Source organism: Streptomyces callyspongiae (assembly GCF_047200695.1).
In the GTDB taxonomy this organism is placed as follows: Bacteria; Actinomycetota; Actinomycetes; order Streptomycetales; family Streptomycetaceae; genus Streptomyces.
On the sequence record NZ_JBJZOM010000010.1, the window covers coordinates 70,560 to 87,928 of the forward strand.

Sequence of the window (17,369 nt, forward strand, 5' to 3'; positions counted from 1 at the left end):
CACGGTGCCGCTCAGTCCCGGAGCGGAGCGGTGAGTTTCGTGCCGTCCATGGTGTTGCTCAGGGTCAGGGCGCAGGAGATCGTGTCGTCGCCCCGCGTCCGGTACGTCGTCAGCGACGGGAAGATGGCGTAGTAGTAGTACGTCCTGCCGTCCCGGGGCATCGAGCGCAGCCGGTCCTTCGCGTCGTCCCTGCACAGCGCGAGCACCTTCGTCCGCAGCTCGGACGCGTCGGCGAAGGAGCCCGTGAGGGTCTCGTTCGCTATCACCTCGCCGTTGTGCGGCACCTCGCAGGAACGCGTCTCCACCACGGTGACGTCGCTGCTCAGTCCCGGATGGTCGAAGCACTCCCCGGGTTCCAGCACCACGTACGGCACCCTGCGCCCGCTCGACGGTGCCGGCGACACCTCACCGGGGTCCGGCGACCCCTCGGGGACGGCCTCCTCGCTCCCGGGGGCCCCGCTCGGCTCGGCACTCCCGTCCCCGGCGTCCGGGGACGGGCTGGTCCCGGCGGAGCCTCCCGGCACCGCCTCGGTGTCCCGCTCGCCGCCGCCCCCGCCGGCCCAGAGCACCACACCCCCCACAGCCAGAGCCGCGACCAGTACGGAACCCACCACGATCGCGGCCACCCGGGTGCCGCGGTTGCCGCCTCCCGGCGGGGGAGGGCCCATCGGGTACGGCGCCGGTCCTCCCGGATACCCGGGCGGAGCGCCGTAGGGGCCCGGACCGAACCCCTCCGGCGGTGGTCCTCCCGGAGCGCCCCCCGGAGGCCCGAAGCCGCCCGTCGGCCCGGTCGGCTGCCCCGGCGGACCGTAGCCCTGCGGCGGGCCGAAACCTCCCCCGTGGACTTCCCTCGGATCCTGCGGCGGTGGAGGAAGAGTCATGGGCGCAAGGATGCCGCATCGACCCGACACCCCCTCCGCCGGGGGAGGTTGCCGAACGGGCCGGGAGCCGCGGCACGAGGGACGCGCCGGGTACGGGTTTCACGGCCCGCCCGCGCGACGGCATCATGGGTACATGACCGGCACTCCCCCCTCCGCCCTCGACCCCGCGGTCGCCGCCCGCCTGCGACGCAACGCCGACGGACTCGTCCCCGCCATCGCCCAGCAGTACGACACCGGCGAGGTGCTCATGCTCGGCTGGATGGACGACGAGGCGCTGCACCGCACCCTCACCAGCGGCCGCTGCACCTACTGGTCGCGCAGCCGCGGGGAGTACTGGGTCAAGGGCGACACCTCCGGCCACGTCCAGCACGTCAAGTCGGTCGCGCTGGACTGCGACGGCGACACGGTCCTGGTGAAGGTCGACCAGACCGGGGCCGCCTGCCACACCGGGGACCGCACCTGCTTCGACGCCGCGCCGCTGCCCCTCACCGGCGACCACTGACCGTCGCACCGCCCCACCCGCCCCGTCCCGGCACCCTGCCTGCCGCGCCGGGCCGCCGCCAGTACCGCACGCACCGGACTCACAGGAACAGGACCCAGGGCCACCTCTCATGACCACTCCGGATCTCGACACCTTCCGCCGGCTCGCCAAGGACCGGCGGGTCATCCCGGTCACCCGCCGCCTCCTCGCGGACGGCGACACGCCGATCGCGCTGTACCGGAAACTCGCCGGCGAACGCCCCGGCACCTTCCTCCTGGAGTCCGCCGAGAACGGCCGTACCTGGTCCCGGTACTCCTTCGTCGGCGTCCGCAGCGCCGCGACCCTGACCGTCCGCGACGGGCAGGCACACTGGCTCGGCACCCCTCCGGCCGGGGTCCCCGTGGACGGCGACCCGCTGGCCGCGCTGCGCGCCACCGTGGACGCCCTGCACACGCCGCGCGACCTCCACGAGAGCAGCGAACTGCCGCCGTTCACCGGGGGCATGGTCGGCTACCTCGGCTACGACGTCGTGCGCCGGCTGGAGCGGATCGGCGACAGCACCGAGGACGACCTGCGGCTCCCCGAACTCACCATGCAGCTCGCCTCCGACCTCGCGGTGCTCGACCACCGCGACGGCACGGTGCTGCTCATCGCCAACGCCATCAACCACAACGACCTGGAGACGGGCGTCGACGAGGCCCACCAGGACGCCGTCGCCCGGCTCGACGCGATGGCCGCCGACCTGGACCGGCCCGCGCCCTCCACGGCGTCCGTCATCCCGCCCTCGGTCCTCCCCGACCACGTGGCCCGTTCCGGCGGGGCGGCCTACCGGGCGGCGGTGGAGGACATCAAGGAGCGCATCCGCTCCGGCGAGGCCTTCCAGGTCGTGCCGTCGCAACGCTTCGAGACCCCCTGCGGCGCCACGGGCCTCGACGTGTACCGGGCGCTGCGCACCACCAACCCGAGCCCGTACATGTACCTCTTCCGGTTCGAGGGCGACGGGGACTCCTCCGGGTTCGACGTCGTCGGGTCCAGCCCGGAGGCCCTGGTGAAGGTCGAGGACGGCCGGGCCATGCTGCACCCCATCGCGGGGACCCGCCCGCGGGGCGCCACTCCCCAGGAGGACGCGGCGCTCGCCGAGGAACTCCTCGGTGACCCCAAGGAGCGCGCGGAGCACCTCATGCTGGTCGATCTCGGCCGCAACGACCTCGGACGCGTCTGCGAGCCGGGCAGCGTCGAGGTCGTCGACTTCATGTCCGTCGAGCGCTACAGCCACGTCATGCACATCGTCTCCACGGTCACCGGACGGCTCGCCGAGGACCGCACGGCCTTCGACGCGCTGACCGCGTGCTTCCCCGCCGGAACCCTCTCCGGAGCCCCCAAGCCGCGCGCGCTGCGGATCATCGAGGAGCTGGAGCCCACACGCCGCGGGGTGTACGGAGGGTGCGTCGGATACCTCGACTTCGCGGGGGACGCCGACACCGCCATCGCCATCCGCACCGCCCTGCTGCGGGACGGCACCGCCTACGTCCAGGCGGGAGCGGGCGTCGTCGCCGACTCCGACCCGGCGGCGGAGGACACCGAGTGCCGGAACAAGGCCGCAGCCGTTCTGAGGGCGGTCCACACCGCCGAAAACCTGCGGGGCACCGCACAGGGCGGCGGATCCGGGGGAGGTAGCGTGGTCGGGTGACTTCCGCGCCTCCTCCTCGCTCCGCCCGCGCGCCGCGGCGCGCCCTCGCGCTCGCTCTGCTCTGCGGCGCCGTGGGCGCGGCTCTCGCCCTCGTCGCCGCCGGACAGGTGTGGAGCAACGGCACCACCTCCTTCGCCGGCGGCACCCTGCCGGTGTCGGTCACCGGCAGCGAGGTCACGGGGCTCCCCGGCGCCCTCGCCCTGGTCGGCCTGGCCGCACTGGTGGCGGTCTTCGCCGTACGGCGCACACTGCGGGCCGTGGTCGCGGCGCTGCTCGCCCTGTCGGGCATCGGCACCCTGGTCGCAGCACTGGCCGGTGCCGGCGACCGGGACGCCCTGAGGGAGAGCGCCTCCCGCGCGGGCGGACTCGCCGACGGGGCCGTGGACGCCGTGCACGTCAGCGCGTGGCCGTACGTCTCCGCGGTGGGAGGCCTCCTGCTGCTGGTCGCGGGCGTTCTCGCCCTGGCGCAGGGTCGGCACTGGCCGTCGATGGCCTCCGGCAGCAGGTACGAACGCAACCAGCGCGGCCCGCGCCGGGACACCGCTCGCCCTGCCGTCGACCCCGACCGGCCGGAGGACCTGTGGAAGGCCCTCGACCGGGGCGAGGACCCCACTCACGGAACCCCCTGACAGGAGCACGGGGGCCTACGGCCACAATGGTCCGGGCGGCGTGCCCGCCCATCGAGGGAAGAGACGAGGAGCAGCAGCAAATGGCGAAGCACTACCACCACGGAAACAGCCCGGCGGCCTGGACCGGCGTCATCATCGCGTTCATCGGCTTCTGCGTCGGTGGAGCCTTCACCGTGATGGCCCAGCCGCTCGGCGTCGTGGCGGGGCTCGTCGTGGTCGCCCTCGGCGGCGTCGCGGGAATGGCGATGCGCGCGGCCGGGTTCGGCCACGAGGAGAAGGGCTCCCACTGACACGCACTCCCGACCGGCGTGGCGCACCGACCGCCGCGCCGGCGGTCGTCCCTCCGGGCGAGGCCTGCTGGCGGTGCCGGGTCGTTGCGGGGAGGCTGGGACGATGATCCGCGCCCGCGCACTGCGCACCTCCGTGGTGCCCCGCCTCGCCGCGCCCCTCGCCGCGATGGCCGCGGTGGTCGTCGCCACCGCCTATGTGGGGGTGCACGATCCTCACCGGCCGGGCCACTATCCGGCCTGCCCGCTGCTGACGTTCACGGGACTGTTCTGCCCGGGCTGCGGCGGCCTCCGTGCGGTACACGACCTGGTCCACGGCGACCTGCCGGCCGCCCTCGGGTCCAACCTGCTGGTTCCGGTCGGTGCCCTCGCCTTCGCCGTTCTCTGGGTCGGCTGGACCGTCCGGGTGATGCGGGCGCGCCCGGTGAACGTGCCGCTGCGCACCGTCCACCTGTGGTTCCTCGCCGCCCCGGTGGTGGCGTTCACGGTTGTCCGGAACCTGCCGTTCGGAGCGGTGCTCGCCCCTTGACAGCGGGTCTCCTCCGTCCCCGAATGCGCGTTTGATGCCCACCGGTGCGGTTCCCGTGCACGTCTCCGGATACCATCGCAGTGTTCGATCACCGCATTCCTTCAGCCATGACGACCACGAAAGGGAGCCGCCCGCGTGAGTGTGCTCGACGAGATCATCGAAGGCGTCCGCGAAGACCTGGCCGAGCGGCAGGCGCGGATCAGCCTCGACGACCTCAAGCAGCGCGCGGCAGCGGCCCCGCCGGCCAAGGACGGCTTCAGCGCCCTCAAGGGTGACGGTGTCCGGGTCATCTGCGAGGTGAAGCGTTCCAGCCCTTCCAAGGGAGCGCTGGCCGCCATCGCCGACCCCGCAGGCCTCGCCGCCGATTACGAGGCGGGAGGCGCCTCGGTCATTTCCGTGCTCACCGAGCAGCGGCGCTTCGGCGGTTCCCTGGCCGACCTGGAGGCCGTGCGGGCGAAGGTCGACGTTCCGGTGCTCCGCAAGGACTTCGTGGTCACCTCCTACCAGCTGTGGGAGGCTCGCGCCCACGGCGCAGACGTCGTGCTGCTGATCGTGGCCGCGCTGGAGCAGCCCGCGCTGGTGTCGCTCGTCGAACGCGCCGAGTCCCTGGGACTCACTCCCCTGGTCGAGGTGCACGACGAGGAGGAGGCGGTGCGCGCGCTGGACGCGGGTGCGCGGGTGGTCGGCGTGAACGCCCGCAACCTGAAGACGCTCGAGGTCGACCGCGGCAACTTCGAGCGGGTCGCCCCGCGGCTCCCCGCCGACGTCGTGAAGGTGGCGGAGTCCGGTGTGCGCGGGCCCCACGACCTGATCGCCTACGCCAACGAGGGCGCCGACGCGGTCCTCGTCGGCGAGTCCCTGGTGACCGGCAAGGACCCCCGGACCGCCGTGTCGGACCTGGTGGCCGCCGGGGCCCACCCCGCGCTGCGGCACGGCCGGGGCTGACCCGTGGCCCGACCGCACGAGGCCCAGTCACCGCTCCCCGCGGTGTCCGGCAGCGCTGCGCGCGATCCGTACGCGGCATTGCGCCGCGGCTGCCGACCGCGCGGATGCCGCGCGCCCGCGAGGCGGGTGCACGGCCGGCGCGTGCGCTACCACATCGGCTGCGAGCCCGGACAGGTCGACGGCCGCCGATGGCAGGCCGCCCCGGCGGCGGCCTGATCCCGACCCCTCTCCTCACCTCCTCCGTGGTTCCCGCGGCCTCCGTGACTGCCCGGCGCGGCGGTTTTCCGACCGGTCACCGGCCGGACGCGTCCGGCCGGTGACCGGTCCACGCTGCCGTTCCGGCGGTCGCGGCGAGTGCGCCGCAGGCGAGGACGGGAGGGAGGCACGGACACCGGAGCGGCGGCGCGTCGCGCCGCGGTCGACCCGACCGCGGCGGCACGCTGGGGCCCGGGGCCGCTGCACCCGTTCCGGAGCCGTCGCCGCAGGCAGGCCCCCATCGCGCACGACCGCAGAGCACATACCGCATCGCGAGGAGCACGTACGATGTCCCGCTTCTTCATCCCCGATCCCGAGGGCCGGGTGCCCACCCCCGAGGGGTACTTCGGGAGCTTCGGCGGCAAGTTCATCCCGGAGGCGCTGGTCGCCGCCGTCGACGAGGTCGCCGCCGAGTACGAGAAGGCCAAGGCGGATCCGGCCTTCACCGCCGAACTCGAGGATCTGCTGGTGCACTACACCGGCCGTCCCAGCGCGCTGACGGAGGTTCCGCGCTTCGCGGAGCGGGCCGGCGGCGCCCGGATCTTCCTCAAGCGCGAGGACCTCAACCACACCGGTTCACACAAGATCAACAACGTGCTCGGCCAGGCGCTGCTGACCAAGCGGATGGGCAAGACCCGTGTGATCGCCGAGACGGGGGCCGGGCAGCACGGTGTGGCCACGGCGACCGCCTGCGCGCTGTTCGGTCTCGAGTGCACGATCTACATGGGGGAGGTCGACACCCGCCGTCAGGCGCTCAACGTGGCCCGCATGCGGATGCTCGGGGCCGAGGTCGTGCCGGTGACCTCCGGCAGCCGTACCCTCAAGGACGCCATCAACGAGGCGTTCCGCGACTGGGTCGCCAACGTCGACCGCACCCACTACCTGTTCGGTACCGCGGCCGGGCCCCATCCCTTCCCGGCACTGGTGAGGGACTTCCACCGGGTCATCGGCGTGGAGGCCCGGCGGCAGATGAGGGAACGGACCGGACGCCTGCCCGATGCCGCCGTGGCCTGTGTCGGCGGCGGCTCCAACGCCATCGGGCTGTTCCACGCCTTCCTCGACGACACCGCGGTCCGGCTCGTCGGCTGCGAGGCGGCCGGTCACGGGGTCGCCTCCGGGGAGCACGCCGCGACGCTCTCCGCCGGCGAGCCCGGCATTCTGCACGGGTCCCGCAGTTACCTGCTCCAGGACGACGAGGGGCAGATCACCGAGCCGTACTCGATTTCGGCGGGTCTGGACTATCCGGGTATCGGCCCGGAGCACGCGTACCTCAAGGAGAGCGGGCGCGGCGAATACCGGCCGGTGACCGACGACGAGGCCATGCAGGCGCTCCGCCTGCTGTCCGAGACGGAGGGCATCATCCCGGCCATCGAGAGCGCCCACGCACTCGCCGGGGCGCTCGATGTCGGACGGGAACTGGGGCCGGACGGTCTCGTGCTGGTGAACCTCTCCGGCCGGGGTGACAAGGACATGGACACCGCGGCCCGCTACTTCGGGCTGTACGACGAGCAGCCCGAGCAGCCCGAGCAGCCCGAGCAGCCCGAGCAGGACGCACAGAGCGAGAGGACGGCCCGGTGAGCGGGAACATCGAACTGCTGAACGTCACGCTCGCCCGGGCACGGAGCGAGAACCGAGCGGCCCTGATCGGGTACCTTCCCGCCGGATTCCCCTCCGTCGAGGGCGGCATCCGGGCGTGCACGGCGCTGATCGAGGGGGGCTGCGACGTCGTGGAGGTGGGGCTGCCGCACAGCGACCCCGTGCTCGACGGGCCCGTGATCCAGACCGCCGACGACATCGCGCTGCGCGGCGGGGTCCGCATCGCCGACGTGATCCGCACCGTGCGCGAGGCACACGCCGCGACGGGGGCTCCGGTGCTGTGCATGACGTACTGGAACCCCGTCGATCGGTACGGCGTGGAGCGTTTCGCGGCGGAGCTCGCCGAGGCCGGCGGAGCGGGGTGCATCCTTCCGGACCTGCCGGTCGAGGAGGCGGAAGCCTGGCGGAAGGCGGCCGAGCAGCATTCCCTGGCCACCGTCTTCGTCGTCGCTCCCTCCAGCAGGGACGAGCGGCTGGCGCGGATCACGGCGGCGGGCAGCGGCTTCGTCTACGCCGCCTCGCTCATGGGGGTCACCGGCACCCGCGAGTCCGTCGGCGAGGAGGCGCGGGACCTCGTCCGCCGCACCCGTGCCGGCACCGAACTGCCGGTGTGCGTCGGCCTCGGTGTCTCCGACGCGCGGCAGGCCGCAGAGGTCGCCGCCTTCGCGGACGGGGTGATCGTGGGGTCCGCGTTCGTCAAGCGACTGCTCGCTTCGGTGGAAGACCCCGAGGCGGGAGCGGCCGGAGTACGGGCACTGGCGGGCGAGCTCGCCGCCGGCGTGCGCCGCGACGCCTGACGTCGACGGAAGGGGTCCCCGCGGGCCGCGGGGACCCCTTCGGGTGAAATCCCGCCGTGAGGCGCACGCCCCGGCGGGATTGTCTCGTTGCGGCAGGGCGTGACGAGTCAGATGGATCGCGAGAGTGTGTTGACCGACGAGCGGCGCCGCTCGGGCACCGGGCGAGCCCGGGAGCGTCTGCGCGCGGAGCGGGAACGTGAGCAGCGCAGCGTTCGCCGGCTGCGGACGCTGAAGATGGCCGGCGCGGTGGTCCTCGTACTGGGTGTGGCCGCGCTGATCGCCGTGGGTGTCTCGGCGGCGGGAGGAGAGGAGGACGCCTCGGCCCGGGCCCGTCCGGTCGGGACCGGATCCGCCGCCGCTCCCGTCACGATGACCGTGTACGAGGACTTCCGGTGCCCCGGCTGCAAGGCGTTCGAGGACGGTTTCCGCGAGACGGTGAACGAGCTGCGGGAGGCGGGGGACCTGCGGGTGGAGTACCACCTCGTCACGCTGATCGACGGCAACCTCGCCGGGGAGGGCTCCCGCCGGGCCGCCGAGGCGGCGCTGTGCGCGGCTGACGCAGGGAAGTTCGTGGAGTACCACGACCTGCTGTACCGGAACCAGCCGCCGGAGCAGAAGGACGCCTTCGCCGACCGCGGGTACCTGCTGCGGCTCGCCGGCCGGGTGGACGGCCTGTCCACCGATGCGTTCGAGACATGCGTCCGGGACGGCGTGAAGGGCGAGCGGGTCGAGCGGTCGCAGCAGGCCTTCCTCGAGACCGGGTACAACCAGACGCCGACCGTGCTGGTCGACGGCGAGCGGGCGTTCGACGACCCCGCAGACCCGCTGACGCCGGACAAGCTGCGGCAGCTGGTCGCCCGGAAGGCGGCCTGACCGCTCAGGTCGTTCTCCCGACACCCGTGGCTGCCGCCGGCCCGCCCGGCCGGCGGCAGCCACGGCCGCTTCCGCGCCCGGTCGCCCGGCGTTATGCAGCCGTTGTCGCGGGCGTCGGCACCTGCCGGCGGCCGACAGGGTAGCGTCGGGGGAGCCATGAACACCCTTGCCTTCATCCCCAGCCCCTCGGTCGGCGAGATCCACCTCGGCCCGGTACCGCTGCGCGGCTATGCCTTCTGCATCATCATCGGCGTCTTCCTGGCCGTCTGGCTCGGAAACCGGCGTTGGGTCGCCCGCGGCGGACGTCCGGGCACGGTCGCCGACATCGCCGTCTGGGCGGTGCCGTTCGGGCTGCTCGGCGGCCGTCTCTACCACGTCATCACCGACTACCAGCTGTACTTCGGTGAGGGACGCAACTGGGTCGACGCCTTCCGCGTGTGGGACGGCGGCCTCGGTATCTGGGGCGCGATCGCCCTGGGCGCGCTCGGAGCGTGGATCGGATGCCGCAGGCGCGGCATCCCGATGCCCGCCTACGCCGACGCCGTGGCACCCGGCATCGCATTGGCGCAGGCCGTCGGGCGCTGGGGGAACTGGTTCAACCAGGAACTCTTCGGCCGCCCGACGGATCTGCCGTGGGCGGTCGAGATCGACCGCGCCCACCGGCCGGTCGAGTTCCTCGACGTGGGCACCTACCACCCGACCTTCCTGTACGAGTCCCTGTGGTGCGTGGGCGTGGCGCTGCTTGTCATCTGGGCGGACCGCCGCTTCACGCTGGGCCACGGCCGTGCCTTCGCGCTGTACGTCGCGGCCTACACGGCGGGGCGGTTCTGGATCGAGTACCTGCGCATCGACGACGCGCACCACGTCCTCGGCCTGCGGCTGAACGACTGGACCGCCCTCGGGGTGTTCCTGCTGGCGATCCTGTACATCCTCGTCTCCTCGCGGGTCTCGCCGGGCCGTGAGGAGGTCGTCGAACCCGGAGCGTCCGACTCCGGCGGCGACGACACGGCGGCCGGCGGCGACTCCGGCGACGGCCGTGACACCGACGGAGGCGCCCCGGAAGGCACGGACGGGCCCGCCACCGCCGAGCGTTCCTCTGCTGCCGGTTCCGCGCGCTCCGCCACCGGGGACGACCCCGGGCGACCCGCCTGACGCACTCCGCCCCCACCACCGCACCCGCGCTTCCACGAAGTGCCTGGTCAGCGAGGTAAGTTTGGCCTTCCTTGCTGGCGGACGGCGTGCTGTCGTGCCTACCGTCGAAGCAGATGCCGCTTCGAGGGAAGGGACACCCGATCCATGACCAGCGCCGTCGAGTCCGACGCCGAGCACCGTGCGGAGGCCCACCACAGCCACCGCGACGTCAACGGCGGATGGTTGCGTCCCGCCGTGTTCGGTGCGATGGACGGACTCGTCTCCAACCTCGGTCTGATGACCGGCGTCGCCGGGAGCTCCGCATCCCAGCAGACGATCGTGATCGCCGGACTGGCCGGGTTGGCGGCCGGGGCCTTCTCCATGGCTGCGGGGGAGTACACCTCGGTCGCCTCGCAGCGCGAACTGGTCCAGGCCGAGCTGGAGGTCGAGCGGCGCGAACTGCAGCGGAACCCGGGTGACGAGCTGCGCGAACTGGCCGCGATCTACGAGGCGCGGGGAGTGGAACCGCGCCTGGCCCTCCAGGTGGCGCGGCAGATCTCGAAGGACCCCGAGCGGGCCCTGGAGTCGCACGCCCGCGAGGAGCTCGGGGTCGACCCGGGCGACCTCCCCTCGCCCACCGTCGCCGCGGTCTCCTCGTTCGGGGCGTTCTCCGTCGGCGCCGCGGTCCCCGTGCTGCCGTACCTGCTGGGGGCGGCTGCCCTGTGGCCCGCGGTCGTGCTGGCACTGCTGGGGCTCTTCCTGTGCGGCGCGGTCGTGGCGAAGGTGACCGCGCGCTCCTGGTGGTACAGCGGGCTGCGGCAGATGCTGCTCGGCGGTGCCGCGGCCGGGGTGACGTACGCCCTGGGCACCGTCTTCGGCGTCGCGGTCTCCTGAGCCGCTCCCCGAGTCCTCCCCATCCTTGTGTTACTCGGCGGTTTCGGGAGGGGGCGTTCGGGGCACAAGCTGGGGAGCCCGCGAGCAACGATGCCCGCGTCGGCCTGCGTGTTCCCGGCCCCAGCGGCCCTTCCCGCGCGCCGGGTGCCACCGAAGGCGCGTCCGCATGGTGGAACGGCGCATCCATCCCTTGGGAAGATGCGCCATCCTGTAACCTGCACGAAAATTTGTTCAGCCAGGGCCAACGTCGTCCCTCGGCGCCTGCACATGCCACGACGACGACGGGAGAGCCGATGCGTGCGGCACTCGAGGCGGCCCACCCTGCGAAGCAGGGGATGTACGACCCCAGGTACGAGCACGATGCCTGCGGTGTCGGCTTCGTAGCCACACTCACCGGCGTCCCCAGCCACGAACTGGTCGAACAGGCCCTTACCGTGCTGCGCAACCTCGAACACCGGGGTGCCACCGGTTCCGACCCGGACACCGGCGACGGTGCCGGAATCCTCCTCCAGGTGCCCGACGCCTTCCTCCGCGAGACCGTCGCCTTCGACCTGCCGTCGGCCGGTGCCTACGCGGTGGGGCTCGCCTTCCTCCCGGCCGACGCCGAGGAGGAGGCCGAGGCGGTGCACCGCATCACCGCGCTCGCCGAGGAGGAGGGGCTCACCGTCCTCGGCTGGCGCGAGGTTCCGGTCGCTCCCGAGCTGCTCGGTGAGGGCGCCCGCGCCACCATGCCGACCTTCAAGCAGTTGTTCGTCGCGGACGAGGCCGGTGGCCGCACCGGCATCGACCTCGACCGGCTCGCCTTCGTGCTGCGCAAGCGGGTCGAGCGCGAGGTGGGCGTCTACTTCCCTTCGCTGTCCGCCCGGACGCTGGTCTACAAGGGCATGCTCACCACCGGTCAGCTGGAGCCCTTCTTCCCCGACCTGTCCGACCGCGGACTGGTCAGCGCGGTGGCGCTGGTCCACTCCCGGTTCTCCACGAACACCTTCCCCTCCTGGCCGCTGGCCCACCCCTACCGGTTCGTCGCCCACAACGGCGAGATCAACACCGTGCAGGGCAACCGGAACTGGATGCGGGCCCGGGAGTCGCAGCTGGCCTCCGACCTGTTCGCCGCCGCCGGGCGGGAGGGCGGTCCGGACCAGGCCCTCGACCGGATCTTCCCCGTCTGCACCCCCGGCGCGTCCGACTCCGCCACCTTCGACGAGGTACTGGAACTGCTGCACCTCGGCGGGCGGTCGCTGCCGCACTCGGTGCTGATGATGGTGCCCGAGGCGTGGGAGAACCACGACTCCATGGACCCGGCCCGTCGCGCCTTCTACCAGTACCACTCGACGATGATGGAGCCCTGGGACGGCCCCGCCTGCGTCACCTTCACCGACGGCACCCAGGTCGGCGCCGTCCTGGACCGGAACGGCCTGCGCCCCGGCCGCTACTGGGTCACCGACGACGGCCTGGTCGTCCTGGGGTCCGAGGTGGGCGTCCTCGACATCGATCCCTCGCGCGTGGTGCGCAAGGGGCGTCTGCGGCCGGGACGTATGTTCCTCGTCGACACCGCCGAGCACCGCATCATCGAGGACGACGAGATCAAGTCCTCGCTGGCAGCCGAGCAGCCGTACGAGGAATGGCTGGAGGCCGGCCTGATCGAACTCGCCGACCTGCCGGAGCGCGAGCACGTCGTGCACACCCACGCCTCGGTGACCCGGCGTCAGCAGACCTTCGGGTACACCGAGGAGGAACTGCGGGTCCTGGTCGCGCCGATGGCGCGGACCGGGGCCGAGCCGATCGGTTCGATGGGGACCGACTCGCCCATCGCCGCCCTCTCCAGCAGGCCGCGGCTCGTCTTCGACTACTTCACCCAGCTGTTCGCGCAGGTCACCAACCCGCCGCTGGACGCGATCCGTGAGGAGCTCGTCACCTCTCTCGGGTCGCCGCTGGGGCCGCAGGGCAACCTCCTGGAGCCCTCCGCGGCGTCCTGCCGCAGCGTGACGCTCCCGTTCCCGGTGATCGACAACGACGAGCTCGCCAAACTCGTCCATGTCAATGCCGACGGCGACCTGCCCGGCTTCAAGGCCACCACGCTCTCCGGCCTGTACCGCGTCCACGAGGAGGCGGAGGGCCTGGCCGCGCGCATCAAGGAGATCTGCGACGAGGCCGACGCGGCGATCGCCTCCGGCGCCCGCCTCATCGTGCTCTCCGACCGGCACTCCGACGCCGAGCACGCGCCGATCCCGTCACTGCTGCTGACCTCCGCGGTGCACCACCACCTGATTCGCACCAAGCAGCGCACCCAGGTCGGCCTGCTCGTCGAGGCGGGGGACGTGCGCGAGGTCCACCACGTCGCCCTGCTGATCGGCTACGGCGCCGCCGCGGTCAACCCCTACCTGGCCATGGAGTCGGTGGAGGACCTGGTCCGCGCGGGAACGTTCCTGCCCGGGGTGGACGAACTGGCCCCCGAGGAGGCGATCCGCAACCTCATCAAGGCGCTGGGCAAGGGCGTCCTGAAGGTGATGTCCAAGATGGGCATCTCCACCGTCGCCTCCTACCGCGGTGCGCAGGTCTTCGAAGCCGTCGGCCTCGACGAGTCCTTCGTCGACACCTACTTCCACGGCACCACGACCAAGATCGGCGGCGCAGGGCTGGACGTCGTCGCCAAGGAGGTCGCCGCCCGCCATGCCAAGGCCTACCCGGCCTCCGGCATCGCCCCGGCGCACCGCGCCCTCGACATCGGCGGCGAGTACCAGTGGCGCCGCGAGGGCGAACCGCACCTCTTCGACCCCGACACCGTCTTCCGGCTGCAGCACTCCACGCGCTCCCGCCGGTACGACATCTTCAAGCAGTACACGCACCGCGTCGACGAGCAGTCCGAACGCCTGATGACCCTGCGCGGCCTCTTCCGCCTCAAGGAGGGCGAGCGGCAGCCGGTGCCGATCGACGAGGTCGAGCCGGTGTCCGAGATCGTCAAGCGCTTCTCCACCGGGGCCATGTCCTACGGTTCGATCTCCCAGGAGGCCCACGAGACGCTCGCCGTCGCCATGAACCGGCTCGGTGGCAAGTCCAACACCGGCGAGGGCGGTGAGGACCCGGAGCGGCTGTACGACCCCGAACGCCGCTCCGCCATCAAGCAGGTCGCCTCCGGCCGGTTCGGCGTGACCAGCGAGTACCTGGTCAACGCCGACGACATCCAGATCAAGATGGCGCAGGGGGCGAAGCCGGGGGAGGGCGGCCAGCTGCCCGGCCACAAGGTGTACCCGTGGGTGGCCAGGACCCGGCACTCGACGCCCGGGGTGGGCCTCATCTCGCCGCCGCCCCACCACGACATCTACTCGATCGAGGACCTCGCCCAGCTCATCCACGACCTCAAGAACGCCAACCCGGGGGCGCGCATCCACGTCAAGCTGGTCTCCGAGGTCGGCGTCGGCACGGTGGCGGCGGGCGTCTCCAAGGCCCATGCCGACGTGGTGCTGATCTCCGGCCACGACGGCGGCACCGGCGCCTCGCCGCTGACCTCGCTCAAGCACGCCGGCGGGCCCTGGGAGCTCGGCCTGGCGGAGACGCAGCAGACCCTGCTCCTCAACGGCCTGCGCGACCGCATCGTGGTGCAGACCGACGGACAGCTGAAGACCGGCCGCGACGTCCTGATCGCCGCCCTCCTCGGCGCCGAGGAGTACGGCTTCGCGACCGCGCCGCTCGTCGTGTCCGGTTGCGTGATGATGCGCGTCTGCCACCTCGACACCTGCCCGGTGGGCATCGCGACGCAGAACCCGCTGCTGCGCGAGCGCTACAACGGCAAGGCCGAATTCGTGGTGAACTTCTTCGAGTTCATCGCCGAAGAGGTCCGCGAGCTGCTCGCCGAACTCGGCTTCCGCAGCCTGGACGAGGCCATCGGCCATGCCGAACTCCTCGACGTCAGCCGCGCCGTGGACCACTGGAAGGCCGCAGGACTGGACCTCGGACCGCTGCTGCACGTGCCCGAACTGGCCCAGGACGCCGCCCGGCACCAGGTCGTCGAGCAGGACCACGGGCTCGGCAAGGCGCTGGACAACGAACTGATCAAGCTCGCCTCCGACGCTCTGAACGCCGCATCACCGGAGGACGCCCGCCCCGTCCGGGGGCAGTTGGAGATCCGCAACATCAACCGGACCGTGGGCACCATGCTCGGCCACGAGGTCACCCGGAGGTTCGGCGGCGCGGGTCTGCCCGAGGACACCATCGACATCACCTTCACCGGCTCCGCGGGCCAGTCCTTCGGCGCCTTCCTGCCGCGCGGCGTCACTCTCCGGCTCGAGGGAGACGCCAACGACTACGTCGCCAAGGGCCTTTCCGGTGGGCGGGTGGTCGTGCGCCCCGAACGCGGCGCCGACCACCTGGCCGAGTACTCGACCATCGCGGGGAACACGCTCGCCTACGGTGCGACCGGCGGCGAGATGTTCCTGCGCGGCCGCGTCGGCGAACGCTTCTGCGTCCGCAACTCCGGAGCCACTGTGGTCTCCGAGGGTGTCGGCGACCACGGCTGCGAATACATGACGGGCGGAGCGGCCGTCGTCCTGGGGGAGACCGGACGGAACTTCGGCGCCGGAATGTCCGGCGGCTTCGCCTACGTGATCGACCTCGACCCGCAGCAGGTCAACGGTGCGCTGCGGTCGGCGATCCGGGAACTCGACGACGCGGACCGGGAGTGGCTGCACGACGTCGTGCAGCGTCACCGGCAGGAGACGGGCTCCACCGTCGCGGAGAAGCTCCTCGCCGACTGGGGCGCGGCCGCAGCCCGCTTCACCAAGATCGTTCCCCCGCAGTACCAGGCAGTGCTCGCCGCCAAGGAAGCCGCCGAGCGAGCGGGACTCTCCGAGTCCGAGACCCACGAGAAGATGATGGAGGCGGCGACCCATGGCTGACCCGAAGGGCTTCCTGACCACCGACCGCGAGGGTGCCGAGACCCGCCCCGTCCCGGAACGCGTGCAGGACTGGAACGAGGTCTACGTCCCCGGCTCGCTGCTGCCGATCATCAGCAAGCAGGCGGGCCGCTGCATGGACTGCGGCATCCCGTTCTGCCACAACGGCTGCCCGCTGGGGAACCTCATCCCCGAGTGGAACGACTACGCCTACCGCGAGGACTGGCAGGCCGCGAGCGAACGCCTCCACGCCACGAACAACTTCCCCGAGTTCACCGGCAGGCTGTGCCCCGCCCCCTGCGAGTCGGCGTGCGTACTGGCCATCAACCAGCCGGCGGTGACCATCAAGAACGTCGAGGTCTCGATCATCGACAAGGCCTGGGACAACGGGGACGTCACCCCGCAGCCGCCCGAGCGGCTGTCCGGGAAGACCGTCGCCGTCATCGGGTCGGGCCCCGCGGGCCTGGCGGCCGCGCAGCAGCTGACCCGCGCCGGCCACACCGTCGCCGTCTACGAACGCGCGGACCGCATCGGCGGACTGCTGCGGTACGGCATCCCCGAGTTCAAGATGGAGAAGCGGCACATCAACCGCCGCATCGAGCAGATGCGCGCGGAGGGGACCAAGTTCCGCACCGAGACGGAGATCGGTGTCGACATCGATGCCGCGAAACTGCGCAAGCGGTACGACGCCGTCGTCATCGCCGCCGGCTCCACGACCGCCCGGGACCTGCCGGTACCCGGACGCGAACTCCACGGCATCCACCAGGCCATGGAGTACCTGCCCCTCGCGAACAAGGTGCAGGAGGGCGACCTGACGGTCTCGCCGATCTCGGCCGAGGGCAAGCACGTCGTCGTCATCGGCGGCGGCGACACCGGTGCGGACTGCGTCGGCACCGCCCACCGGCAGGGCGCCGCCTCCGTCACCCAGCTGGAGATCATGCCCCGGCCCGGCGAGGAGCGCGCCCCGCACCAGCCCTGGCCCACCTTCCCCATGCTGTACAAGGTGACCACCGCCCATGAGGAGGGCGGCGAGCGGATCTACTCCGTCTCCACCACGCACTTCGAGGGCGACTCGGACGGCAACGTCCAGTGGCTGCATCTCGTCGAAGTGGAGATGAAGGACGGAAAGCTCGAACAGAAGCCGGGCACGGAACGCAGGATCCCGGCGCAACTCGTCACCCTCGCGATGGGCTTCACCGGCATCGACCGCACCAACGGACTGGTCGAGCAGTTCGGCGTCGGCCTCGACGAGCGGGGCAACGTCGCCCGCGACGCGGACTACGCCACCGACGTGGACGGCGTGTTCGTCGCCGGCGACGCGGGGCGCGGGCAGTCCCTGATCGTCTGGGCCATCGCCGAGGGCCGTTCCGCGGCCCGCGGCGTCGACCACTACCTCACCGGCACCGCGAGCGCCCTCCCGGCGCCCGTCAAGCCGACGGACCGCGCCCTGACGGTGTAACGGCCCGTCCCTGTCTGTCCCGCACAGCGTCGT

15 protein-coding genes are annotated in these 17,369 nt (G+C 72.2%); 14 read left to right on the top strand and 1 reads right to left on the bottom strand.

What is annotated here, in order from left to right:
- Positions 1-11 precede the first annotated feature (11 nt).
- Complete coding sequence (locus tag ACL06G_RS11840; RefSeq protein WP_412835851.1) at positions 12-668, bottom strand: hypothetical protein; 657 nt, start codon at positions 666-668, stop codon at positions 12-14.
- Positions 669-1,014: 346 nt separating this feature from the next.
- Between ACL06G_RS11840 and hisI the strand changes: the two genes are divergently transcribed.
- The 14 genes from hisI to ACL06G_RS11910 all read left to right on the top strand — a co-directional run bounded on the left by hisI (position 1,015) and on the right by ACL06G_RS11910 (position 17,336).
- A complete protein-coding gene (gene hisI / locus ACL06G_RS11845; protein WP_412787596.1) occupies positions 1,015-1,383 on the top strand; it encodes a phosphoribosyl-AMP cyclohydrolase in 369 nt (122 codons plus the stop codon).
- 109 nt (positions 1,384-1,492) lie between these two features.
- Complete coding sequence (locus ACL06G_RS11850; protein ID WP_412787597.1) at positions 1,493-3,052, top strand: anthranilate synthase component I; 1,560 nt, start codon at positions 1,493-1,495, stop codon at positions 3,050-3,052.
- The gene (locus ACL06G_RS11855; protein WP_412787598.1) at positions 3,049-3,681 is read left to right on the top strand and encodes a TIGR02234 family membrane protein; all 633 of its coding nucleotides are present in this window, start codon (positions 3,049-3,051) and stop codon (positions 3,679-3,681) included. The genes ACL06G_RS11850 and ACL06G_RS11855 overlap by 4 nt, the downstream gene beginning before the upstream one ends.
- Before the next feature lie 80 nt (positions 3,682-3,761).
- Positions 3,762-3,971 (top strand): HGxxPAAW family protein, encoded by a 210-nt coding sequence (locus ACL06G_RS11860; protein ID WP_412787599.1) that lies wholly within the window; start codon positions 3,762-3,764, stop codon positions 3,969-3,971.
- Positions 3,972-4,074: 103 nt separating this feature from the next.
- Positions 4,075-4,497 (top strand): DUF2752 domain-containing protein, encoded by a 423-nt coding sequence (locus ACL06G_RS11865; RefSeq protein ID WP_412787600.1) that lies wholly within the window; start codon positions 4,075-4,077, stop codon positions 4,495-4,497.
- A gap of 135 nt (positions 4,498-4,632) precedes the next feature.
- The gene (gene trpC / locus ACL06G_RS11870) at positions 4,633-5,442 is read left to right on the top strand and encodes an indole-3-glycerol phosphate synthase TrpC (RefSeq protein WP_412787601.1); all 810 of its coding nucleotides are present in this window, start codon (positions 4,633-4,635) and stop codon (positions 5,440-5,442) included.
- Between the two features lie 42 nt (positions 5,443-5,484).
- Positions 5,485-5,658 (top strand): tryptophan biosynthesis modulator TrpM, encoded by a 174-nt coding sequence (gene trpM, locus ACL06G_RS11875; RefSeq protein ID WP_412787608.1) that lies wholly within the window; start codon positions 5,485-5,487, stop codon positions 5,656-5,658.
- 327 nt (positions 5,659-5,985) lie between these two features.
- The gene (gene trpB, locus ACL06G_RS11880; protein WP_412835852.1) at positions 5,986-7,275 is read left to right on the top strand and encodes a tryptophan synthase subunit beta; all 1,290 of its coding nucleotides are present in this window, start codon (positions 5,986-5,988) and stop codon (positions 7,273-7,275) included.
- Complete coding sequence (gene trpA, locus ACL06G_RS11885) at positions 7,272-8,090, top strand: tryptophan synthase subunit alpha (protein WP_412787603.1); 819 nt, start codon at positions 7,272-7,274, stop codon at positions 8,088-8,090. Before trpB ends, trpA begins: the two co-directional genes overlap by 4 nt.
- A gap of 111 nt (positions 8,091-8,201) precedes the next feature.
- A complete protein-coding gene (locus ACL06G_RS11890; RefSeq protein ID WP_412787604.1) occupies positions 8,202-8,963 on the top strand; it encodes a DsbA family protein in 762 nt (253 codons plus the stop codon).
- A gap of 156 nt (positions 8,964-9,119) precedes the next feature.
- Positions 9,120-10,115, top strand: a complete 996-nt coding sequence (gene lgt, locus ACL06G_RS11895) for a prolipoprotein diacylglyceryl transferase (protein WP_412835853.1) — start codon at positions 9,120-9,122, stop codon at positions 10,113-10,115.
- Positions 10,116-10,259: 144 nt separating this feature from the next.
- Positions 10,260-10,988 carry a VIT1/CCC1 transporter family protein gene (locus ACL06G_RS11900; protein WP_412787231.1) on the top strand — a complete coding sequence of 243 codons (729 nt, stop codon included), beginning with the start codon at positions 10,260-10,262 and terminating at the stop codon, positions 10,986-10,988.
- Between the two features lie 335 nt (positions 10,989-11,323).
- Positions 11,324-15,880, top strand: a complete 4,557-nt coding sequence (gene gltB, locus ACL06G_RS11905) for a glutamate synthase large subunit (protein WP_503167847.1) — start codon at positions 11,324-11,326, stop codon at positions 15,878-15,880.
- Entirely contained in the window at positions 15,873-17,336 is a 1,464-nt protein-coding gene (locus tag ACL06G_RS11910) for a glutamate synthase subunit beta (protein WP_412787229.1), read from the top strand. The genes gltB and ACL06G_RS11910 overlap by 8 nt, the downstream gene beginning before the upstream one ends.
- Positions 17,337-17,369 lie beyond the last annotated feature (33 nt).